The 22,206-nt window shown below is 67.8% G+C and carries 21 protein-coding genes; 8 read left to right on the plus strand and 13 right to left on the minus strand.

Annotated elements, in window-relative coordinates; translation table 11 throughout:
* Positions 1–29 precede the first annotated feature (29 nt).
* The 6 genes from EGM87_RS16475 to ung form a co-directional block, all read right to left on the minus strand.
* Positions 30–920: a transglutaminase family protein gene (locus EGM87_RS16475; RefSeq protein ID WP_137709557.1), complete on the minus strand. Its 891-nt coding sequence runs from the start codon at positions 918–920 to the stop codon at positions 30–32.
* Positions 917–3,388: a circularly permuted type 2 ATP-grasp protein gene (locus EGM87_RS16480; protein WP_137709556.1), complete on the minus strand. Its 2,472-nt coding sequence runs from the start codon at positions 3,386–3,388 to the stop codon at positions 917–919. Before EGM87_RS16480 ends, EGM87_RS16475 begins: the two co-directional genes overlap by 4 nt.
* Complete coding sequence (locus tag EGM87_RS16485; protein WP_171407202.1) at positions 3,385–6,714, minus strand: transglutaminase family protein; 3,330 nt, start codon at positions 6,712–6,714, stop codon at positions 3,385–3,387. Before EGM87_RS16485 ends, EGM87_RS16480 begins: the two co-directional genes overlap by 4 nt.
* 112 nt (positions 6,715–6,826) lie before the next feature.
* Positions 6,827–7,258 (minus strand): DUF488 domain-containing protein, encoded by a 432-nt coding sequence (locus EGM87_RS16490; RefSeq protein ID WP_025552249.1) that lies wholly within the window; start codon positions 7,256–7,258, stop codon positions 6,827–6,829.
* Between the two features lie 39 nt (positions 7,259–7,297).
* Entirely contained in the window at positions 7,298–7,558 is a 261-nt protein-coding gene (locus tag EGM87_RS16495) for a hypothetical protein (protein WP_137709554.1), read from the minus strand.
* Positions 7,555–8,250, minus strand: a complete 696-nt coding sequence (gene ung, locus EGM87_RS16500) for a uracil-DNA glycosylase (RefSeq protein ID WP_137709553.1) — start codon at positions 8,248–8,250, stop codon at positions 7,555–7,557. The genes EGM87_RS16495 and ung overlap by 4 nt, the downstream gene beginning before the upstream one ends.
* Before the next feature lie 79 nt (positions 8,251–8,329).
* Between ung and EGM87_RS16505 the strand changes: the two genes are divergently transcribed.
* The 3 genes from EGM87_RS16505 (at position 8,330) to EGM87_RS16515 (ending at position 11,055) form a co-directional block, all read left to right on the plus strand.
* Complete coding sequence (locus tag EGM87_RS16505) at positions 8,330–9,301, plus strand: serine hydrolase (protein WP_137709552.1); 972 nt, start codon at positions 8,330–8,332, stop codon at positions 9,299–9,301.
* A 65-nt stretch (positions 9,302–9,366) separates the two neighbouring features.
* Positions 9,367–9,735 carry an Mpo1-like protein gene (locus tag EGM87_RS16510; RefSeq protein ID WP_137709551.1) on the plus strand — a complete coding sequence of 123 codons (369 nt, stop codon included), beginning with the start codon at positions 9,367–9,369 and terminating at the stop codon, positions 9,733–9,735.
* Between the two features lie 264 nt (positions 9,736–9,999).
* Positions 10,000–11,055: a GNAT family N-acetyltransferase gene (locus EGM87_RS16515; protein WP_137709550.1), complete on the plus strand. Its 1,056-nt coding sequence runs from the start codon at positions 10,000–10,002 to the stop codon at positions 11,053–11,055.
* Here the strand turns inward: EGM87_RS16515 and EGM87_RS16520 are convergent.
* Genes EGM87_RS16520 through EGM87_RS16530 form a run of 3 tightly spaced genes read right to left on the minus strand, consistent with a single transcriptional unit; the run spans position 11,033 to position 14,269 of the window.
* Entirely contained in the window at positions 11,033–11,893 is an 861-nt protein-coding gene (locus EGM87_RS16520) for a cupin-like domain-containing protein (protein WP_137709549.1), read from the minus strand. The two genes, EGM87_RS16515 and EGM87_RS16520, sit on opposite strands and share 23 nt — an antisense overlap.
* Positions 11,890–13,005: a GNAT family N-acetyltransferase gene (locus EGM87_RS16525; protein ID WP_137709548.1), complete on the minus strand. Its 1,116-nt coding sequence runs from the start codon at positions 13,003–13,005 to the stop codon at positions 11,890–11,892. The genes EGM87_RS16520 and EGM87_RS16525 overlap by 4 nt, the downstream gene beginning before the upstream one ends.
* Before the next feature lie 34 nt (positions 13,006–13,039).
* Positions 13,040–14,269, minus strand: coding sequence for a polyhydroxyalkanoate depolymerase (locus tag EGM87_RS16530; RefSeq protein WP_044662997.1), 1,230 nt, complete (start codon positions 14,267–14,269; stop codon positions 13,040–13,042).
* Positions 14,270–14,394: 125 nt separating this feature from the next.
* Between EGM87_RS16530 and EGM87_RS16535 the strand changes: the two genes are divergently transcribed.
* Positions 14,395–15,051 carry a glutathione S-transferase gene (locus EGM87_RS16535; protein WP_103001475.1) on the plus strand — a complete coding sequence of 219 codons (657 nt, stop codon included), beginning with the start codon at positions 14,395–14,397 and terminating at the stop codon, positions 15,049–15,051.
* Positions 15,052–15,102: 51 nt separating this feature from the next.
* On the opposite strand, the gene EGM87_RS16540 is transcribed toward EGM87_RS16535, so the two are convergent.
* Both EGM87_RS16540 and EGM87_RS16545 read right to left on the minus strand, forming a co-directional pair.
* A complete protein-coding gene (locus EGM87_RS16540; RefSeq protein WP_048576291.1) occupies positions 15,103–15,828 on the minus strand; it encodes a glutamine amidotransferase in 726 nt (241 codons plus the stop codon).
* 71 nt (positions 15,829–15,899) lie between these two features.
* Positions 15,900–16,139 carry a CBU_0592 family membrane protein gene (locus tag EGM87_RS16545; RefSeq protein ID WP_044661366.1) on the minus strand — a complete coding sequence of 80 codons (240 nt, stop codon included), beginning with the start codon at positions 16,137–16,139 and terminating at the stop codon, positions 15,900–15,902.
* Between the two features lie 493 nt (positions 16,140–16,632).
* Between EGM87_RS16545 and EGM87_RS16550 the strand changes: the two genes are divergently transcribed.
* The 4 genes from EGM87_RS16550 to EGM87_RS16565 all read left to right on the plus strand — a co-directional run bounded on the left by EGM87_RS16550 (position 16,633) and on the right by EGM87_RS16565 (position 20,788).
* Entirely contained in the window at positions 16,633–17,643 is a 1,011-nt protein-coding gene (locus EGM87_RS16550) for an NAD-dependent epimerase/dehydratase family protein (RefSeq protein WP_099186370.1), read from the plus strand.
* A 342-nt stretch (positions 17,644–17,985) separates the two neighbouring features.
* Positions 17,986–18,993 (plus strand): KpsF/GutQ family sugar-phosphate isomerase, encoded by a 1,008-nt coding sequence (locus EGM87_RS16555; protein ID WP_044661368.1) that lies wholly within the window; start codon positions 17,986–17,988, stop codon positions 18,991–18,993.
* 342 nt (positions 18,994–19,335) lie between these two features.
* Positions 19,336–20,145, plus strand: coding sequence for a 3-deoxy-manno-octulosonate cytidylyltransferase (locus EGM87_RS16560; protein WP_137709547.1), 810 nt, complete (start codon positions 19,336–19,338; stop codon positions 20,143–20,145).
* Positions 20,146–20,197: 52 nt separating this feature from the next.
* A complete protein-coding gene (locus EGM87_RS16565; protein WP_137709546.1) occupies positions 20,198–20,788 on the plus strand; it encodes a histidine phosphatase family protein in 591 nt (196 codons plus the stop codon).
* A 202-nt stretch (positions 20,789–20,990) separates the two neighbouring features.
* On the opposite strand, the gene EGM87_RS16570 is transcribed toward EGM87_RS16565, so the two are convergent.
* Together EGM87_RS16570 and EGM87_RS16575 are read right to left on the minus strand one after the other, a co-directional pair.
* Positions 20,991–21,554 carry an LptA/OstA family protein gene (locus EGM87_RS16570; RefSeq protein ID WP_137709545.1) on the minus strand — a complete coding sequence of 188 codons (564 nt, stop codon included), beginning with the start codon at positions 21,552–21,554 and terminating at the stop codon, positions 20,991–20,993.
* Entirely contained in the window at positions 21,554–22,201 is a 648-nt protein-coding gene (locus EGM87_RS16575; RefSeq protein WP_044661371.1) for an LPS export ABC transporter periplasmic protein LptC, read from the minus strand. The genes EGM87_RS16570 and EGM87_RS16575 overlap by 1 nt, the downstream gene beginning before the upstream one ends.
* Between the last annotated feature and the right edge of the window lie 5 nt (positions 22,202–22,206).

A 22,206-nucleotide genomic window follows, 5' to 3' on the forward strand; every position in this document is an offset into this window, starting at 1 on the left:
CGATTGGCGCAGCGCGCTCCGGGCGCGCCTTACGCCGCTTCATCCTCCGGCATGACGTCCACCATCACCTGCACGCTCTGGCCCGCGCCGCCGACGAACAGCCCGTCCATCGGCGCGACATCGGCATAGTCCCGCCCCATGGCGACGAACAGATGCCCGTCCCCGGCGATCACGCCGTTGGTCGGATCAAGGCCGATCCACCCCCGCGCCGGCCCGCACCACAGCATCGCCCAAGCATGCATCGCGTCCGCGCCCACCAGCCGCGCCATGCCCGGCGGCGGATCGGTGCGCAGATAGCCGCTGACATAGGCGGCGGGCAGCCCGAACCAGCGCAACGCCGCCACCATCACATGGGCAAAGTCCTGGCACACCCCATGGCGCGCCGCAAAGGCCTCCGCCACTGGCGTCGCCGCGTCCGTCGCCCCGCTCACATAAGCGAATTCGCCCTTGATCCGCTGCGCCAGCGCCAGCGCGGCCCCGACAATCGGTCGCTCCGGGACAAGCAAATCCGCCGCCCAAGCCCCGATCTCCGCCGCCAATGGCACACGCGGGGAGGCGTGGAGATAATGCGCCGGCCCCGCCGGTCCCATGTCCCGCGCCACCAGCGCCGCCTCCGCCACCGCGCCGACGGTGGGATCATCGTCCCGCGCTTCCGCCGCTGGCCCGCCCTGCACCCCGGCGCGAAAGCTGCTGTCGATGCTGATCCGGCGCAGCGGACTGTCGATCTCCAGCCGGGCGACATGCACGGGCCATGCCCCCGGCCGCGATTCGATGGAGGAAGGGGCCGGATCGACCGCCAGATGATAGTCCGACGTCCACTGCCCCGGCCAGGGCGCGGGCCGCAGCCGTAGGTTCAGGCGCGCCAGTTGCACCGGCGCATCATAATGCACGATGGTCTGATGCCGGATGCGGTAGATCATGACAGCAGGCTGGCGCCCTCGCTCTTTTCCTTGCGGCGCTGCAGGAAATAGCGCTGCCCGATGGCGTCCGACAGTTCCAGCAACCGGCCCTCCGCATCGCTCAAGTCCGCCATGCCGAGCACATCCCCCGTCAGCGGCGCCAGCCGCGCCGCCAGCATCGCCGCCAGCCGTTGAGGCTCCTCGGGCATGCCGTCGCCATGCAGCGTCGGCAGCGCCCCGACATGCTCCGCCAGCCTCTCCGCCTGATAGACGATGGAGCGCGGATTATGCGGCTCCAGCGCCACCAGATCGCGCACCGGCGCCAGGGCGGGCCCGGCCAGATAGCGGTTGCGATAGCTGATCTGGCTGTCGTTGAGGTCCAGCAGCACGGTCAGGTCGTCCGCCGAAGCCCCATCGCCCCCGAACAGCATCGCCAGACGGCAGCCATTGATCGCCCGCTCCATCCGCCGCCCCATGTCGTGGAAGCGCCACCCCTCGGTCCGTCCCATATTCTCCGCCGCCAGCCCCGACAGCGCGGAAATCCGCTCGATCATCCGGGATGACGCCTTCAGCAGGGTCTCCGTCACCCCGCCGTCGAAATCGGGCAGGGGCAGCCGCACCAGCCGCCAGTAATCCACCGCCAGCCGGTCGCGCAGCCCTTCCCCTATGCCCGCCACCGCCGCCAGCAGGGCCCGCACGCTGCCCGGCTGCGCGCCATCGCCCAACGCCTGCGCGCAGAGCGGCCCGACCGCCCCCGCAACAGCCGGAATCGCGCCCCAGGACGCAAGCTGCCCCATCAGCCGGTCCATGGCGGGCGATCCCACCGCCGGCCCCAGATCGGCCTCGATGGACCCGCCGACGATCGCCCGGATCACCCGCGCCGTCATCTCCATCCGCTCGATATAGCGGCCCAGCCAATAGAGATTGTCCGCCGCCTTGGCGGGCAGCATGCCGCCCACCCGCCGGATCGCCGGAGCCGCCGCCGACAGTCCGTCCTGCGGCACCGGCTTGCCGTCCAGCACGCACATGTCCGCCGACAGGTCGCCTTCGCCCATCAGCGCGGCGCGAATGTCGCCATGCGCCGCCAGCCGCGCAAAGGCGCCCGGCATGATCCGCCATTGCCCCAGCTCGTCCCGCGCCAGGAACACCCGCAGGGTGAAGGGCAGGGCGGTCAGCCTGCCCCCGACGATCGCGGGCGTGGTCGACAGCCGCACCACTTCCTGCCCGACATAATCCATCGGCCGCCGCGCCATCGCCTCCAGCAGGGCCGCCCGCTGCGCCGCATCCATCCCCGATCCGGGCAGGAACCGCGTTCCCGTCAGCCCCGCCACGTCCCGGTCGAAGGCGGACCCCACCACCAGCTCGTCCATCGCCCCCGCCACATGCGCCCGCTCGGCCGCCTGCCCGCACCACCATGTCGCGATATTGGGCAGGATGAGGTCCGTCCCCAGCACCTCCCGCGCCAGCCCCGGCAGGAAGGCCGCCATCGCCCGCGATTCGATCACGCCCACGCCCGGCCAGTTGGCCAGCATCAGCCCGCCCTTGACGCAGGCGTCGAACAGGTCCGGCACGCCGATGCGCGATTCCGCGTCGAACGCCAGCGGATCGAGGAAGCGGCTGTCCATCCAGCGCCAGAGGCCATCGACGCGCTTCAGTCCCTGGATCGTCCGGACGAACAATTGCCCGTCCGACACGATCAGGTCGTCGCCCTCGACCAGCAACAGGCCCAGATAGCGCGCCAGATGCGCCTGCTCGGCATAGCTCTGGTTGAACCGCCCCGGCGACAGCAGCCCGATGCGCGGATCGCTCCGTTCGCAATCCGCCGCCAGCCCGCGCCGCAAATCGCTCAGGAACGGCGCCAGCCGCCGCACATTGAGCGCGCCCAGCAGGTCCCCGGTCGCCCGCGACAGGGCCAGCCGGTTCTCCAGCGCATAACCGACGCCCACGGGCGTCCGCACCCGGTCCGCCAGCACCCGCCAATCGCCCTGCGGCCCCCGCGCCAGATCGGCGGCGTAGAAATGGACGAAATGCCCATGCGGCGGCGGCGCGCCGGTCATCACCCGCCAGTGATGGGGGCTGCCGGTGATGACGCTCGCGGGCAGCTTCCCATCGCGCACCAGGGATTGGGTGGAATAGATGTCGCTGATCACCCGCTCCAGCAACTGCGCCCGCTGGATCAGCCCCTGCTCGATATGCGTCCATTCCCGCGCCCCGATCAGCAGCGGAATGGGGCTGAGCGGCCAGGGCCTTTCCTGCTGGTCCCCGGTCAGCCGGAACGCCAGCCCCAGGTCGACCGCCTGCCGCTCGACATTGCCCGCCAGCACCGCCGGATCGCCCTGCGCCTGCGCCGACAGCCGTTCCAGCATCGTCCGCCAGTGCCCGGCCATCTCCGCGCTCGCTCCGGCGAACAGGTCGCCCTCCGGCGCCCGCGCCAGATAGGCGTCGGCCCAACCGGCCGCTTCCACGACAGGGGCGCTCGCCACGGTCATGGATGCCGGAAACGCAGGTCCAGCGTCATCGGAAATTCGCCCGGGGCCTCGGCGGGCGGCATGTCGACCGGCCCCGGCGTATGGCCATGGTCCTGGAACCGCGCCTTGCGCCGCGCCTCCGCCTCATAGGCGTTGATCGGCAGCGTGTCGTAATTGCGCCCGCCCGGATGCGCGACATGATAGACGCAGCCGCCCAGCGACCGCCCGCTCCAGCTATCCAGCACGTCGAAGGTCAACGGCGCGTTGACCGGCAGGGCAGGGTGCAGGCAGGCGGCCGGCGCCCATGCCTTGTACCGCACGCCGCCCACCGCCTCGCCCGGCACGGCGGTCGGCGTCATCGGCACGCGCCGCCCGTTGCAGGCGACGACATGCCGCCCCGCGACCAGCCCCGTCGCCCGCACCTGCAACCGCTCCGTCGAACTGTCGACATAGCGCACGGTCCCGCCAATGGCCCCGGTCTCGCCCAGCACATTCCACGGCTCCAGCGCATGGGCAATCTCCAGCCCCACGCCGCCCGCATCCACCGCGCCATGCACCGGAAAACGGAACTGCCGCTGCGCCTCGAACCAGTTGGGATCGAACGCGTAACCCGCCCCGCGCAGGTCGCCCAGCACCTCCAGAAAATCCGCCCAGACGAAATGCGGCAGCATGAAGCGGTCGTGGAGCGCCGTCCCCCAGCGCACCAGACCGCCCTGCTGCGGCTGCCGCCAGAACCACGCCGTCAGCGCCCGCAACAGCAATTGCTGGGCAAGGCTCATCCTCGGCTCCGGCGGCATCTCGAAGCCCCGAAACTCCAGCAGCCCCAACCGCCCGGTCGGCCCGTCGGGGGAGAACATCTTGTCGATGCAGATTTCGGTGCGATGGGTATTGCCCGTCACATCGACCAGCAGGTTGCGGAACAGCCGGTCGACCAGCCATGGCGGCGGCGCATCGCCTTCTCCGGGCGCGGGAACCTGCGCCAGCGCGATCTCCAGCTCATACAGCCCGTCATGCCGCGCCTCGTCGATGCGCGGCGCCTGGCTGGTCGGCCCGATGCACAGCCCCGAAAACAGATAGGACAGCGAAGGATGCCGCTGCCAGTACAGCACGAAACTCTTCAGCAGGTCGGGCCGCCGGATGAAGGGGGAATCGTTCAAACTCGGCCCGCCCAGCACGATATGATTGCCGCCCCCGGTCCCCACCGAACGCCCGTCCACCATGAACTTGTCGGCGGTAAGGTCGCAGGTCCGCGCCAGCGCATAGAGCCGCTCGGTGATCTCCACCGTCTCGTCCCAGCTTGACGAAGGCTGGATATTCACCTCGATCACGCCGGGATCGGGCGTGGCCTTCAGCACCTGCAGGCGCGGATCGGGCGGCGGCGCATAGCCTTCGATCCGCACCGGAATCCGCATCGCCTCCGCCGCGCCCTCGGCCTCGGCGATCAGTTCCAGATAATCCTCCAGCGCCTCCACCGGCGGCAGGAAGACGGACAGGAAGTGCCCCCTCGGCTCCACCGTCACGGCGGTGCGCACCGCCCCCTCGATATGGAACTGCTCGACCCGCTCCTGCGCCACGGCCCCGCCCGGCGCGTCGGGCACCCGCTGCACCGGCTGCGCATGCACCTCGTCCAACGTCGCCCGGAAATCGGGCAAGGGGCCGCGCGGCTCGCTCGGATCGCGGGGATGGATATAGGGAAAGGCCGCCTCCGGCACATGCGGCAACGACCCCAGGGGCAGGCGATAGCCCAGGGCCGAATCCCCCGGCACCGCGAACAGCCGCCCGCGCCGCAATTGCCAAATCTCGCTCTGCCAGCGCGGCGTCGCGGCCTGAGCCTGCCACCGCTGCACCGGCAGCACATAGCCGACCGGCTGGTCCAGCCCCCGCTCGAACGCCCGCACCATCCGCGCCCGCGCCTCCGGATCGGCGATCTTGGGATCGTCGGGCGAGGTGTTGACCGGCAGGTCCGCCTCCTTGACCGCCCATACCGCCGGGTCTTCGAAAACCGGCTGGATATGATCGGCGGAAAAGCCCATCGCCCCCGCCATATGCGCGATGAAGGCCTGCGCATCCTCCGCCGTCACGACCCGCGCATCCTCCGGCGCGACCTCATCCGCGATCAGCCCGGCATCGCGCCAGATCGGCACCCCGTCCTGCCGCCAATATACCGCATAGGCCCAGCGCGGCAGGCTCTCGCCCGGATACCATTTGCCCTGCCCGTGATGCAGCATCCCGCCCGGCGCGAAGGCCTCCCGCAGCCCCCGGATCAGCCGGTCGGCATAACCCGCCTTGGTCGGCCCCACGGCATCGCCGTTCCACTCGCCCGAATCGCCGCCATTCTCCGCCACGAAGGTCGGCTCGCCCCCGGTCGTCAGCCGCACGTCCTGCGCCTGCAAATCGGTGTCAACCTGCGCGCCCAGCGCCATCACCGCATCCCAGCGCGCATCGGTGAAGGGCTTGGTGATCCGCACCGCCTCGGCAATGCGGCTGACGCCCATGGAAAAGTGAAAGTCCACCTCCGCCGGTTCCGCCATCCCGCTGATCGGCGCGGCGGAGCGATAATGCGGCGTCGCGCAGAGCGGGATATGCCCCTCTCCGGCGAACATCCCCGAAGTCGCATCGAGCGCCACCCAGCCCGCGCCCGGCACATAGGCCTCCGCCCAGGCATGCAGATCGACCACGTCCTGCGAAACCCCCTTCGGCCCCTCCAGCGGCTCGACGTCTGCCACAAGCTGGATCGAGTATCCCGATACGAAGCGCGCCGCAAAGCCCAGCCGCCGCAGCAACTGCACCAGCAGCCAGGCCGAATCCCGGCACGACCCGGTGCCGATCTCCAGCGTCTCCTCCGGCGACTGCACCCCGGCCTCCATCCGGATCACATAGCCGACCCGTTGCTGAAGCTGCCGGTTCACCTCGACCAGAAAGTCGATCGTCCGCCCCTCAAACCCCTTGTGGCTCTCCACCAGAGCCTCGAACAGCGGCCCCTGATCCTCCAGATCGAAATAGGCGGCGAGGTCGGTCTTCAACTGCTCGTCATAGGCGAAGGGATACTCCTCCGCATAAGGCTCCACGAAGAAATCGAATGGATTGATGATGTCGAGATCGGCCAGCAGGTCGACCTCGACGGAGAAACGGTCGACCGGCTCGGGAAAGACGATCCGCGCCAGCCAATTGCCATGCGGGTCCTGCTGCCAGTTCAGGAAATGCCCCGGCGGATCGATCTTCAACGCATAATTGGGGATTTTCGTCCGGCTGTGCGGCGCGGGCCGCAACCGGATCACCTGCGGCCCAAGCGTGATCGGGCGACTGTAGCGATAGGACGTCAGGTGGTGGAGCGCGGCCTTCAGCATGAAAGCGATGAAACGCCACCCCCTGCTGCAATGCAATATGGAATCGCTTCGGCGGCAAAGAAACTGAATTTATATATAGAAGCCCCCCTTCAGGGGAGGGGAAGCGCGCTCCTCAAGGCACAAGATCCACCCGCTCCGCATCCGGCATGACCGCATCGATCAGCAACGACCGGTGACAGGCCGCCGCATCCCGCTCGAAGCACAGCAGCGCCACCGCCTGCTCCTCCGCCATCTCCACCAGTTGCGCGGCCTGCACCATCGCCTCGGGCAGCTCCAGCTGCCCCGCATAAATCTCCGCCAGCCGCTGGTGCTGCCCCTTGCGCGCCGCCTCCCGCCCGGCGGCGGGCGTCCCCAGCGCCTTCAACCCGACATAATCGATCCCCGCCTCGCGCAGCCCGGCGGCGAGGATATTCTTGGAAAAGCCCGGCCGCCGCGACAGCGGCACCGCCCGCACATCGGCCAGCATCGTCACCCCCGCCGCACGCAGGGCGGCGATCACCTCGTCCTGCGTCGCGCCCTCATAACCGATGGTGAAGATTCGCATGCCCGACAGATTACCCTGTTCCTGCGCGGCGGCAAAACCCTACTCGTCCTCGGCCCGTTCCATCATCTCCATGAAGTCCCGCGCCGCGTCCCGGTCCGCCGGGTCCTCGAACGCCTCGTCCAGATCGGGCGCCGCCCCCAGCAGGAACATCAGCGACCACAGCGCAAAGCGCCGCCGCCCGTCCGTCTCCAGCCCGAAATCCACCTGCATGCGCTCCAGCCCCGCTTCCAGGGCATCGGGCGTCAGCGCGTCCACATCCCGCACCCCGAAATAGCGGTGCAACTGGTCGTCGAAATTCATGCCGCCGCCGTCTCCGGCAATCCCCAGTCGATCGCCCCGCGCCCCTTCTCCTCCAGAAAGGCGTTGGCCTGCGAAAAATGCCGGCACCCCAGGAACCCGTTATGCGCCGAAAGGGGGGAGGGGTGCGCCGCCTTCAGCACCAGATGCCGGCTCCGGTCGACGAATTCCGCCTTGCGCTGCGCATAGCTGCCCCACAGCAGGAACACGACCGGCTCGCGCTGCTGGTTGACCAGCCGGATGATCGCGTCGGTGAACTGTTCCCAGCCGCGCTTCTGGTGCGACGCCGCCTTGCCCATCTCCACCGTCAGCACGCTGTTCAGCAGCAGCACGCCCTGCCGCGCCCAATGCTCCAGGAAACCGTGGCGCGGCGGCGGCAGGCCCAGGTCGCTCTGCAATTCCTTGTAGATATTGACCAGCGACGGCGGCGTCCGCACCCCCGGCTTCACCGAAAAGCACAGGCCATGCGCCTGCCCCTCGCCATGATAGGGGTCCTGCCCCAGCACCACCACCTTCACCCTGTCCAGCGGCGTCAGGTCCAGCGCCCGGAAATATTCGCTGCCCTTGGGGAAGATGCGCTTGCCCTGCGCCTTCTCCTCCTGAAGGAAGCGCTTCAGCCCCTGCATATAGGGGCTCTCGAATTCCCGCAGCAGCGGTGCGCGCCAGCTCTCGTCCAGCTTGATCGTATCGCTCATGGCCCGGCGTGATGAACCCCGCGCCGATCCGCTGTCAACAGTGCTTGCCCTTCTCCGGCAAATCGGGGAAACAGGCGGCATGCCGCGCCTTCGTACCAAGCTGATCGCCTTTCTGGGCCTGTTCCTGGCTCCGCTGCCCACCGCCGACGCCTTCGGCCCGACGCCCAATCCGGTCCAGCACAGCGCCGAATCCCGCCTGATGGCCGAATTCGCCCGTTTCGCCACGCTGACCGACGGCACGGTCGGCATCGCCGTGCGCGACCTCGGCACTGGGGAGACGCTCGCCTATAATGGCGACACGCTGTTCCCGATGGCCAGCACCTACAAGGTGGCGGTCACGGCCAAGATCCTCTCGCTGCTGGACGCGGGCAGCCTCAGCCTCGACGAACCGCTCATGCGCCTCGGCCGCCCGCTGCCGGTGCGCACCCTGATCGACATGAGCCTGACGCTCAGCGACAATGAGGCGACCGACGCCCTCGTCGCCCGCGCCGGCGGGCCGCAGGCGGTCAACGACTGGGTCCGCGCCGCCGGGATCAGGGGGCTGCGCGTCGACAGCAACACCCGCGACCTGCTCGCCCGCGCCAAGGTGACGGGCATTGGCTTCGGCGATGAAGCGGCGATGGAATCCGGCCTTTCCGCGGCGCAGCGCGACGCCCGCGACATGCCCAATCTGGGCTTCGCCGCCGACCCGCGCGACACCGCCACGCCGCGGGCGATGGACGACCTGCTCGCCGCGATCCGCCTGGGCAGGGTGCTGCGGCCCCAGACGACCGCGCTGATGCTGTCGGTCATGGAACGCTGCAAGACCGGCAAGGCCCGGCTGCGCGCCATGCTGCCGCCGGGCACCCGCATCGCGCACAAGACCGGGACGCTGAACGGCCTCGGCAACGACGCGGGCATCGTCACGCTGCCCGATGGCCGCATGTTCGTCATCTCGGTCTTCGTGATGAAGGACCATATGGGCCATGAACTGCGCGACCGCATCATGGCCGAAGCGGCGCGGGCGGCCTATGATTATTTCCTGTTCGCCCCCGATCGGCACACGGCCTGACGCATCCATCTTAACTTCCATCCCGTTTCCCGATAGGCTTGCGGACACAGGCAGGAGGGGATGCGATGGACGACAAGACGGCGGCGTTCCGCGACTTTTGGCCCTATTATCTCCAGGAACATGCCCATGCGGGCACGCGGGCGATGCACTATGCCGGCACCAGCCTGGTCGTGCTGCTGATCGCCGCGCTGCCGGTCGCGGGAAGCTGGTGGATGATCCCCGCCGTGCCCCTCGCCGGCTATGGCTTCGCCTGGATCGGCCACAGCCTGATCGAACATAACCGCCCGGCGACCTTCCGCTATCCCTTCTGGTCGCTGCGGGCCGATTTCGTGATGTGGTACCGGTTCCTGACGGGGAAAATGGGCCGCGACCTCAAACGCGCGGGCGTCCGCCCCGATGGCTCGGTCGACCCCGCATTGCGCCGCGAATTGTGATGGTCCCGACCGGTTTGGGTGGTTTATAGTCATTCCCCCTCCCGCAGGCGGGAGGGGGTTAGGGGGTGGGCTGGCGCGACGCCGGCGGCGGTTTTCAACGGCTAAACCGGAAGCTCGCTTCGCTCGCGGCCCACCCCTAACCCCTCCCGCCTGCGGGAGGGGAATGTCTTGGATTGGCCATTCCCCACCTTCCCCACCTGCCCATACAGCTTGAGGTGCTGCAAGCTTGACCCCCGCCGCCGCTCTGCCAAAAGGGGGCCCGCAATGGCCCTCACCGCCCACTTCACCCGCCTGCCCGACCTCGCGAGCCTGGCCCCCCGCTGGCAGGCGCTGGAGTCCCGCGCCGCCGCCAGCTTCTTCCTCGGCTGGACCTGGATCGGCGCCTGGCTGGAAAGCTACGCCGTCCGCCCCGAACTGCTCGCCGTCACCGACGCGCAGGGCCGGGACATCGCGCTCGCCCTCTTCGGCCATGCCCTGCAACCCCGCCTGCTGGGCCGCAGCGCCACCCTGTCGCTCAACCAGTCCGGCGACCCCGGCGCCGACCGCCCCTTCATCGAATATAATGGCTTGCTGGCCGCAAAGGGCAGGGAAGGGGAGGCGACACGGGCCGCCCTCCAGGCCCTGCAAAACCGCAACGACTGGCGCGCCCTCCGCCTGGACGGTATCGCCCCCGACTCGCCGCTCCTGACAATCCCCGCCCGCCGCAAGACCCGCCTCGACCGCTCCCCGGTCTATCAGGTCGACCTCGCCGCCGTCCGCGCCGCCGACTATCTGTCGCTGCTCAGTTCCAACAGCCGCGCCCAGATCCGCCGCGCCCTCAAGGACCATGGCGGCGCGCTCCCGGCCATCGCCAAAGCCGCCCCAGCCGACATCGCCCCATGGCTGGACGAAATGCGGTCCCTCAACACCGGCCGCCACGCCGACAATGCCTGGGACGACCCTGCCTTTCGCCGCTTCGCCGCCACCCTCGCAAGCCGCGACGAAAAGGTCGAACTGCTGCGCTTCACCGATGGCGGCGGAACCGTCGGCCTGCTCCTCAACGTCCTTCACGACGGCACGGCGATGAATTATCAGTCCGCCTTCGCCGCCCCCCGCGCGACGAAGGACAAGCCCGGCCTGCTCTGCCATGCCGCCGCCGTCGCCCATTATGCCGAACGCGGCCTCGCGCTCTACTCGCTGCTCGCGGGCAAGGACCGCTACAAGCAGAGCCTCGCCACCCGCGAGGAAGCCCTTGAATGGTGGCAGGTCGACCGCTTCAGCCCCCGCCTCGAAGCCGAGGCCGCCTTGCGCAAAATCCTCAGACGCCCAGCTTCCGCATGATCCGATAGGCGATCCGCCGCGCGCCCTGCGCCTCCGGCCGCGCCCCGATCCGCCCGACCGGCAGCCCGCGCCGCCGCAGCAGCGCGTTCAGGCTGTGCAACTCGCCCTCCGCCACGCTCCGCTCCGACCGCCACGTCACCGACAGGCTGACCGAAACGACAGGGCCATTCTCCACGAAATGCGGCGCCTTGACCGGCACATGGATCGCATCGCCCGGCAACAGCGTCACCGCCATGCCCCGCTCGCGAAACCCGTCCCGCCAGTCCAGATTGCGATGCCCGCCCGCATGGAACGCCTCGCTCTGCACCGCCGGCACCAGTTCCTCGTCGCCCGCCGGAAAGACCGTCATCGTCTTCTCGCCCCGGATCTGGAGCAGGATATTATGCTCCGGGTCCATATGGAACGGCGTCACGCTGCCGGGCGAGGACAGGAAGATGAACGCCTCCCGATGCAGCATCGGCCCGGTCTCCCGCTCCACCAGCGGCGCCAGTTCCGCCAGCGCCCGGTCCAGCAGCGCGCCATAATCCGCGTCCCGCTCGACATTCTTCAGCACCGCCCAACTGCCGTTGGTTTCTATGGTCCGGATCGTCTCGCCCAGCGTCAGCCCGTTGGACGGCGTATCCTCCGCCCGCACCCCCAAAGGCAGCTTGCCCAGATTATACTCCACGGAGTCGACCGGCATCCGCTCCGCCAGCCCGGCCAGAGCCTCCAGCGTCAGCAGCGCATGCCCCGCCAGCCCATGGCTCAACTTCGCCGCCCTGTCCGGATAAGCCGCCGCGAAGGCCGCCCGCGCCTCTTCCGGAAACACCGCCGCCTCGATGGCGCTCACCGCGTTCATATCTGCCCCTTCAACCTCTGCCCCAGCGCCTCGACGCCATTGGCCAGCGCAAAGGCGACGCTTCGCCCCGCGCCTCGCAGGGCGATGCGATATTGCGTGATCGTCCGCCGCTCGCCCCACAGACTATCGATCATCGGATGATCCGCCGCCGCGCAGCTATCCATCCAGCCGATGGCGGGATCGCCCAGCACCGCCTGCAGATTGGCGATCTCGATCAGCACCCCCGGCGAAAAGCGCCCCAGCGCCTCGTCAAAGGCGATCTTGAAGGAAAAGGCCCCTTCGCCATGCCGGAAATTGACCAGCATCGCGATCGCCCGCCCATCCAGGTCCATGCGCAGGAAATGCAGCCGCCCGTTCTCGAAAGCCGCCGCGCAGGCCGCCCGGAAGAAAGCCGCATCCTCATCCCTGCAGGCCAGCGCCGATCCTTCCGCCCCCTTCCAGCCCGCGGCCTCCAGCGCCAGAAATTCCCCGCACCACGCGGCCAGCTCCGCCCCGTCGACCAGCAGCCGGCTCCCGACCGTGCCCAGTTCGGCCAGCCGCTTCTGCAGGCGCCGCAATTCCTTGCGCTTCTTGGCCCGCACATTGGTTTCCCAATAGGCGTCCGCGTCCAGTTCCGACCGCAGCATCGCCCGGTCGTACCGATGCACCTCCCGCCGCCCGCGCCGCTGCTCGACGCACAGCGCCTCCAGCGCCGCCGCATTCGCCCCCGCCGCGTCCAGCCCCCGCAGATGCAGGAAGCCCGGCGCCCAATCCGCCTCGTCCAGCTGCTCCAGCAACCCCCGCCACGCCGCCACTTCCTCCCCCCGCCGGATCAGCGGCGCGCCGAAGAAGCAATGATCGTGCATCCAGTTGGTGACGCAGCGCAGCGGCAACCGCCCATGCCGCGCCGAAACCGTCACAGGCATCAGCCCGATCAGTTCCCCGTCCCGCTGCGCCTCCAGCACGCGCACGGCGGTGCCGCCCGCCAGATGGTCCAGCGCCGCGCACAGCATGTCGGGCATGTAGAAGGCATTGGCCTCCGCCGCCGCGTCCGCCAGCGCGGCCCAGCGCGCCCGCTGCACCGGCGCATAGGCGCGCGCATGCGCCATTGCGGGATGGGAAGCCATGTCCATGCCCCGGCCATATCCGCCAATGATTAGGGAAAGGCTAACCCGCGTTCATCGCCAGGATCATGTTCCGCACCTGCGGATAGACCTGCTTTTCCCATTTGCTGCCGGAAAAGACGCCATAATGGCCGACGCCCGGCTGCAGGTGATGGCGTTTCAGATGCGGGCGCAGGCCCGTGCAGAGCGCATGGGCGGCCGCGGTCTGGCCCACGGCGCACACGTCGTCCTTTTCCCCTTCGACCGTCAGCAGCGCCGTCTTGTGGATGGCGCCCGGATTGACCTTCCGCCCGCGATAGGTGAGTTCGCCCTTGGCCAGCAGCGTCCGCTGGAACACCTTGTCCACCGTTTCCAGATAAAATTCCGCCGTCATGTCGAGCACGGCGAAATATTCCTCGTAAAAGGTCTTGATCTTGTCCGCCTCGACCTGCCTGCCGTCGGCCAGCAGCTGGTAAAGCTCGCGGTGCGCGGCGCCATGCCGGTCCATGTTCATCGACATGAAGGCGGAAAGCTGGAGGAAGCCGGGATAGACCCGCCGGCCGCGCCCGGCATAGCGCATCGGCACCAGGCTGATCAGATTTTCCTCGAACCATTTGATCGACTGTTCATTGGCCAGTTCGTTGACGACCGTGGGCGCGGCGCGCGTGTCGATCGGTCCGCCCATCAGCGTCATGGAGCGCGGCGTCGCCGGGTCCTTGTCCTCCGACATGATCGACACCGCCGCCATGGCGGGCACGCAGGGCTGGCACACCGAAACCAGATGCGATCCCGGCCCGATTTCCTGCATGAAGGTCATGATGTAGTCGACATAATCGTCGAATCCGAAGCGCCCGGCGCTCAGCGGCACGTCCCGGGCGTTCTTCCAGTCGGTGATGTACACGTCATGGTCGCGCAGCAGCGTCTGAACGGTGTTGCGCAGCAGGGTCGAGAAATGGCCCGACATGGGGGCAACCACCAGCACCCTGGGCTGCGGCGTTTCGACATCGTCCTTCGCGAAGTGCAGCAGGTTGCCGAACGGCAGGTCCAGCGCCACCTCTTCCCGCACGGCGACCACCGCATTGCCGCTATGCACCTCCGTTATGCCATAGGCCGGCCGGCGATGCGTCAGCTTCGCGCCCTGGAACACGTCCATCAGGGCGAACATGCGGCGGGGCATGGCCCAATCCGCCACCGGTCCCATCTTGTCCTTGAAGGAGAGAGCGATCTGAGCACCGAAGCGCGCAGGGGCCATCATGTCGTTCCAGGCCTGATAGCCGCTATATAGCATCATCATCTTGCTCAAACGCGTCCTAAGCTCTTTCGGTGCCGATTCGGTCCCATGCAGGACCGTTATACAGGTTTTGCATATTGCACCGCATCATGATTGATGAAACATAGGGATGAAGCGGGAGGAACGCCATGGCCGACGCCGAACTCACCATTTCCAGCAAGACTTATTCGTCCTGGTCCCTGCGCGGATGGCTGCTGTGCCGCATGGCCGGGCTGAAGGTCGTGGAAAAGACGATTGCGCTCGACGATCCGGAAAACCGGGCGGAATTGCTGCTTCTGTCGCCGTCCGTGCTGGTGCCCCGCCTGACCCATGAGGGGGCGGGCGTGTGGGATACGCTCGCCATTGCGGAATATCTGCATGAACTCTATCCGCATGCCGGCCTTTATCCCGCGGAGCGGATCGCGCGGGCGCACTGCCGTTCGGTTTCGGGCGAAATCCACTCCGGCTTCATCAACCTGCGCTCGGCCCTGCCGATGAACCTGAAGGTGCGGCACGAAAAGTTCCCGGTCTTTTCCGGGGCCAAGCAGGACATCGAGCGGATCGAGGAAATCTGGACCGAATGCCTCGGCGCCTATGGCGGACCCTGGCTGTTCGGGGAAAGGCCGACCGTGGCCGATGCGATGTTCGCCCCCGTGGCGCAGCGTTTCCTGACCTATGCCGTGGCGCTGTCCGGGCGGTCGGCCGCCTATTGCAACTGGAGCAACGACTGGGACCTGATGCGCGAGTGGATCGACGCCGCCCGCGGGGAGAAGGATGAGGTCGAGGAACTGGAAGTCGAATTTTAGGGCGCGCCGCGTTCAATCGGACGCAGGCCGCGCGCGCTCATTTGCAGGCCGTCATGGCCTGAATGCCGATCGGTCCTGGTTCCCGATTCCGCTCAACCACTCGCCGATCATCGCGCGTCCGGCAGCGACGGCTGCGGGGCCATGGTCGGCATGATCCTGCCGAAGGGCAGTGCCGCATTGCTTCGCTATGTCGAGATCGGCCCAGAAATGCGTGAGCCAATCCTCGAAACGCGGGTCTTCGCCCATTTCCGCGTGGAACTGCAACGCCAGCAGGTTGGGACCGCGGCGAAAGGCCTGATGGGCATAGTTTTCGGTCGACGCCAGCAGCTCGACCCCGGTCGGCATGTCGAAAGTGTCGCTGTGCCAGTGGAGGACGGGCACGCCGTCCAGATGGCGCAGCGGGGATTCCGCGCCCGCCTCGTTCAGCATGACCGGCGCGAAGCCCAACTCCATCCGCCCGCCGGGATAGACGGGCGCGCCGAGCGCGGCGGCGATCATCTGGCTGCCCAGGCAGACGCCCAGGGTCGGCAGGTCCTGCTCCAGCCGGGCGGACAGCTTTTCGATCTGGAGCGGAATCCAGGGGTGCAGGTCCTGCTCATAGACGCCCATCGGGCCGCCCATCATGATCAACAGGTCCGGGGTACAGAGGTCGACATCGGCAAAGTCGGGGCTGGCGACGTCGATCCGTTCGATCGCATAGCCCGCGGCCTCGATCGGCTGGAGATAGCCTGCCGCTCCCTCCCGCGGCACATGTCGGACGATCAGCGCTTTCTTCATCTCCACCATGCTGGTAGCCAAAGAGAACATGGCCTGCCACCCCAGCCTTTCTTGGGTTTTTGAAATGAGGGCTATTGGCGGGCGATGCGCATCAACGCGACCGCGCCTATGCCGAGCCAGATGATGTTGAGCACCATCGAGGGGATGGCGCCGTGCCACCATGTGTTGAGGATGAACAGCGTCGAACCCAGAGCGTTCATCCCTTGGAACAGGGCCGACTTGCCGGACACATGCCCGCTCGACACGAGCAGATAGGCGCCCAACACCAGCAACGCGCCCAGCCATCCGGCGATTTCGACAAGGATCGGCAATCCATCCCCCGGGAAAAGGGATGGTCTAGCTTGCCGAAGGCGGACCTGAATAGTGGCTTTGGATCATCTGGGCTCGATCCAGGCAAGTCGTGCGTCTGCAAGGGCCGGTCCCAGTCCCACCCTTATTGCAGTCCCACCCTTATGCAGTCCCACCCTCATGCAATATCCCATCTGCCCGGGGCTACCGGACGACAATGCTTCCCCTCCCCTTCAGGGGAGGGGACCGAGGGGTGGGGGCGTGCCCCACGCGCAAACTCAGCCTGTAGAGGCACTCCCCCACCCCAACCCTTCAAACGAGTCACGTGCCTCGTTTGACCCTGAAGGGGAGGGGCTTGATGGCAGGAAAACCACCCATTTCCGCCAGCCCATCCGCATCCCTCCCCGGCAATTTTTAGGGACTAACACGGAGCTTCTGGGGAAAGCCCTTTACATCGCCTCCCGGATTGTCTGTGAAAGACTCCAGCGCCAAGGCAAGGACAGGAACCCGCAACCCATGACAATCCTCGTGACCGGCGCCGCCGGCTTCATCGGCATGGCCGTCGCGGACCGTCTTCTGTCCGAAGGCCGGGCCGTCTTCGGCATCGACAATATGAACGACTATTACCCCGTCTCGCTGAAGCGGGACCGGATCGCCGCCCTGCACGATCGCCATGGCGGCCTGTTCACCTTCGCGGAGCTGGACTTCGCCGACATGGACGCGCTCCAGGCGGCGCTGCACGACCATCCCGTCGACGCGATCGTCCATCTGGGCGCGCAGGCCGGCGTGCGCTATTCGCTGATCAACCCGCACGCCTATGTCCGCTCCAACCTCGCGGGCCATGTCAACATGCTGGAAGTGGCGCGGGAAAGGCGGGTGCGGCACCTCGTCTACGCCTCCTCCTCCTCGGTCTATGGCGGCAACGACACGCTGCCCTTCCGGGTCGAGGACCGCGCCGACCACCCCGTCTCGCTCTATGCCGCGACCAAGCGCGCGGACGAGCTGATGAGCGAGACCTATGCCCATCTCTTCCGCATTCCCATGACGGGCCTGCGATTCTTCACCGTCTACGGCCCGTGGGGCCGCCCCGACATGGCGATGTGGATCTTCACCTCGAAAATCCTCTCGGGCCAGCCGATCCCCGTCTTCAACCACGGCCGGATGCAGCGCGACTTCACCTATATAGACGACATCGTCAGCGGCGTGATCGGCTGCCTCGACCATGCGCCGGAAGATGACGGCGCGCCCAAGGCGGGGGGCAGCCGCTCGCCCCACCGGCTCTACAATATCGGCAACAACCGGCCCGAGGAGTTGATGCACCTCATCTCCGTCCTGGAGGAAGCCTGCGGCCGCAAGGCGGAGATCGACTTCCAGCCGATGCAGCCGGGCGACGTGCCGGCGACCTTCGCGGACATCAGCGCCATCGCGCAGGACATCGGCTTCGCGCCGACCACCGGGATCGAACTGGGGGTGCCCCGCTTCGTCGACTGGTACCGCGCCTATCATGGTGGGGCGGCAGGCGCATAAACGGCGCGCTTTACAGGTTTATCCCCTGACCGTGGCGCAATGCAGCACGGCGCCCCACAACCGCTTCCCTCATAAAAGGTTCCGCCATCCGCCGATATTATTCGGCGGCTCATCGCTTTTTCATCCATTGTGGCGTTAATGGCGCGGAAATCATCATTCGCGCTTGCGAAATCGATTGCCAATACTAGGGGAAGACGCTTATCCCCGGCAGCCGGGTGCCGGTCGTTTCGACCGGTCGGGTCGCGGAACGAGGTAAGGACGGAACACCCTGGGACGGTGGATCGTCGCCGCTGTCGTCAGTCGGAAAAAGCCGGCGGCGGCGGTGGAAAAAAGGGCTTACGCGTGTCGACAGTAACGAAGATCGTGCCATTCGGCTCAGGCGGGCGCATTGCGGAAACCGCGCGCCGGACATTGTCCATCGCGGCCGAAGGGCTGAGCGCTCTCGAAAACCAGTTCAACGACCGGGAATTTTCAGCGACCTTCCTGCGGCTGGTCGGCATCATCATGAATGTGCGCGGCCGCCTGATCGTCACCGGCATGGGCAAGAGCGGCATCGTCGCGCGCAAGATGACGGCGACGCTCACCTCGACCGGCACGCCCGCCATCTTCCTGCACCCCGCCGATGCGGGCCATGGCGACCTGGGCATGGTCACGCCGGACGACGTCGTGCTGATGCTGTCCCATTCGGGCGAATCCAACGAACTCGGCCCGATCATCCAATATTGCAAGCGCTTCGCCATCCCCCTGCTGGGCATGACCGCGCGCAAGCGCAGCACGGTCGCGGCGGCGTCCGACATCTGCATCCTGATGCCCGACGTGAAGGAAGCGTGCCCCAATTCGCTGGCGCCCACCACCTCCACCACGATCCAGATGGCCTTCGGGGACGCGCTCGCCATCGCGCTCATGGAAATGCGCGGCTTCTCGGCGGACGACTTCCATAAATTCCATCCCAATGGCCGGCTCGGCGCGCAGCTCGTCAAGGTGCGCGAACTCATGGCCTCGGGCGGCGACGTGCCCCGCGTGGAGGAGGACGCCTCGCTGCTCGACGCCACCATCGAAATGACCCGCGCCCGGCTTGGCGGCACGGCGGTGGTCAACGGCAAGGGCGAACTGATCGGCGCCTTCACCGACGGCGACCTGCGCCGCACCGTCACCGGCACCCGCCACATGAACGAGCCGGTCGGCCGCTACATGACGGTCAGGCCCGTGTCGGTCGGCCCGGAAGAACTTGCTTCCGAAGCGCTCCGCCTGATGCACGACCATAATATCACGCTCCTTTTCGTCTGCGAAAAGGACCGCCTGGTCGGCGCGCTCCACATGCACGACCTCCTCCACGCGGGCGTCGCCTGAGCGCCATTCGCCCCAGGGACGACCGCACTCCCGCAAAGGCGGAAGCCGGGGCGGGCAAATTCGGGGTTCTTCAGCCTGATCGATTTGGGTGGAAAGCCGCCATTAAGCCCCTCCCCTTCAAGGGAGGGGTTGGGGTGGGGGCGTGCCTCTACAGGCTGAGTTTGCGCGTGGGGCACGCCCCCACCCTTGAAGGGGAGGGCAACACCCCGCGTCCGCTCCTGGCCATGTCCCCCATCCCGATCCGTCCCCCATCCCGATCCGTCCACCCGCCCCTGTCCCGCCCCCTGACCGCCTTTCCGCACATGCCCCTTCACGCAGCTCCTCAACGGCATTGCTCCTGAAATGACCCCGCCCACCCTCATCGTCATCCCCGCCCGCGCCGGCTCCTCCCGCCTCCCGCGCAAGCCGCTGCGCCCGATCGCGGGCCGCACGCTGCTGCACCGGACCATCGCCATGGCCCGCGCCGCCACGACCGGCCTCTCCGACATCCAGCTGCTCGTCGCCACCGACGACGAGGAAATCGCCGCCCACGCCCGCGCCGCGGGCTGCGACGCCGCCCTGACCGACAGCGCCATCGCCACCGGTTCCGGCCGCGCCCTCGCCGCCGCCCGCCAGTGCGACAGCCAACCCCGCTTCATCGTCAACCTCCAGGGCGACAGCCCCTTCCAGCCCCAGGACGCTCTCCGCGCCGTCATCGCCGCGCTGGAATCCGGCGCACAGGTCGCCACCCCCGTCATCGCCCTCGACTGGCCCGCGCTCGACGCCCTGCGCGACCACAAGACCCGCTCGCCCTTCAGCGGCACCACCTGCGCCCGCGCGCCCGACGGCCGCGCCCTCTGGTTCTCGAAGACCATCATCCCCGCCATCCGCAACGAGGACGCCCTGCGCCAAAGCCAGCCGCTCTCCCCGGTCTGGCGCCATGTCGGCCTCTACGGCTACACGCTCGCAGCCCTGACCCGCTTCGAAGCCACGCCCCCCACGGCGCTGGAAAATCTCGAAGGCCTCGAACAGCTCCGCCTGCTCGAACTCGGCATCCCCATCACCACAGTCCCGGTATCCCCGCCGGTCTTCGACAGCTCCGGCATCGACACCGAAGCCGACATCGCCCGTGTCGAGGCGCTGATCGCCGCCCATGGCGACCCCACCCCCTGATCCTCAACATCTTCCGTTCGTTTCGAGCGAAGTCGGGAAACATCATCGGTCCATGCGCCGCATCTTCATCATCCGCCACGGCAACACCTTCGAAAGCAGCGCGCAGGCCCGCCGCATCGGCGCGCGCACCGACATTCCGCTGGTGGAAAGCGGCCATGCCCAGGCCGACCGCCTCGGCGTCTGGTTCGCGGCGCAGAACTTGCCGATCCGCCGCCTCCACAGCAGCCCGCTCCTCCGCGCCCGGCAGACCGCCGCCAGCATCGCCGCCGCCACCGGCCACGCCAGCGACGGCTCCCTTCCCTGGCTCAACGAGATCGACCACGGCCCCGACGAAGGCCAACCGGAGGCGCAGGTCCTGACCCGCCTCGGCCCCCAGGCCCTCGCCGCCTGGGACCAGCAGGGCATCCCCCCCAGGGACTGGAAAGTCGACGCCGAACCGCGCATCGCCGCCTGGAAGCAATGGTTCGCGCAAGCAGGGGAGGGCGCCGATCTCCTCGTCACCAGCAACGGCGCCGCCCGCTTCGCGCTCCTTGCGCTAGGCCTGCCGCTCGCCGACCTCAAACTCCGCACCGGCGCCTTCGGCGAACTGACGGTGGGGGGAGGGGGCGAGGTCGATCTCATCCGGTGGGACGTCCGCCCATAACCGCCGCCGAAAGCCCAAAACGACAACCAAGAGCAGTCAGCAAACCCCATTATCCCTCTCCCTCAAGGGAGAGGGCTGCGCAGACTTGGCAGCTTGCTGCCTAGTCGTAGCTGGGTGAGGGGGTTGCGATCCCAGGGATCGCGCGGGCCACAGGCCCGCCCCCTTCATCCAACTCCGCCCAGGCTCCTTACGTCGCCCCGGCTCAATCCTTCCGCTGCGGCACCGTGAAAGTCCCCGACACGCGCCCGCCCGAGCCGCTCCCGGAAATCCCCGGACCGCCGCCCCCGGCAGCCCGCCCGTCCACGGTCGAGCGCCCGCTGGTCAGGTCGATCACCAGCCGCCCCCCGGTCAGCCGGTTCGCCCCCTGCGTCAGCGACACATTGCCCAGCATGGTGATCAGCCTGCTGTTGAGGTCGTAGATCGCGACATTGCCCTTCGCCGTCTGGTCCGCCTTGCGCACCACGACATTGCCGGACGCATCGATCCGGTCGATCTCCACGCCGCCCGGCCCGGTCCCGCCCCCCGGCTGGTTCCGGTAAGCCACCGTCATCCGCGCCGCATTCAGCGTCATGCCCGCCTGCGTCACCTCGACATTGCCGGACACCACGACGCGGTCGGCGCGGTCCTGCACCTCGATCCGGTCGGCGGTGAAGTTGACCGGCGCATTGCTGTCATGATTCTTCAGCACCTGCGCGTCCGCCCCCGCATAAAGGAGGCCCGCCGCGCCCACCGCGCCCAGCGACAGCAAAAGAAGGGGCTTTCTCATCACCTTTGCCCTTTGAGACCATTTTGTTCGATACGCAAGCTCGCCCGCCCGTTCAGCGTCACTGTCCGCGCGCTCAGGTCGGCCTCCAGATGGTCGCCGCTGAACGTCCCGATGGGTATCCGCCCGTCGACCCGCCCCGCGCTCTGCATCCGCCGCGTCTTGAGGTCCACGCCCACGTCCCGCGTGGTCATCCGGTATCCGCCCTCCGACTGGAACTGCACCGGCCCGTCGATCGCGACCCGCTCCGTATCCATGTCGTACCGCCCCTTCTGCGCCCGCAGCAGCGCCTGCCCGTCGGACAGCAGGATCCGCGCCGACATGTCGTTAAGGTCGACGATCGGCTCGCGCGAACTCTTCTGCACGGCAGAGCCAGCCCGCAGGGAAAAGGGCTGCCCCTTGCTGTCCTCCCCGCGATAGAGCGCCTCGGTCACGCGCATCCGTTCCTTCGCCACCTCGACCTTGTTCTTGTCGAGCACGAAGCTCACCTTGTCCCCCCCGGTGAAGGGCGCCGTCGCCAGCAACGCCGCCAGCACGCCCACCGACACCGGCAACCAGTTCTTGAGCAGCCCGACCAGCCGGTCGTGGCTCCCCCCCGGCCGCGCCCAGTGACGGCGCACATTGCGTTGCTGATCGGCCTGTATCGACATGGGTT

Source organism: Sphingobium sp. RSMS, assembly GCF_005406185.4.
GTDB lineage: Bacteria > Pseudomonadota > Alphaproteobacteria > Sphingomonadales > Sphingomonadaceae > Sphingobium > Sphingobium fuliginis.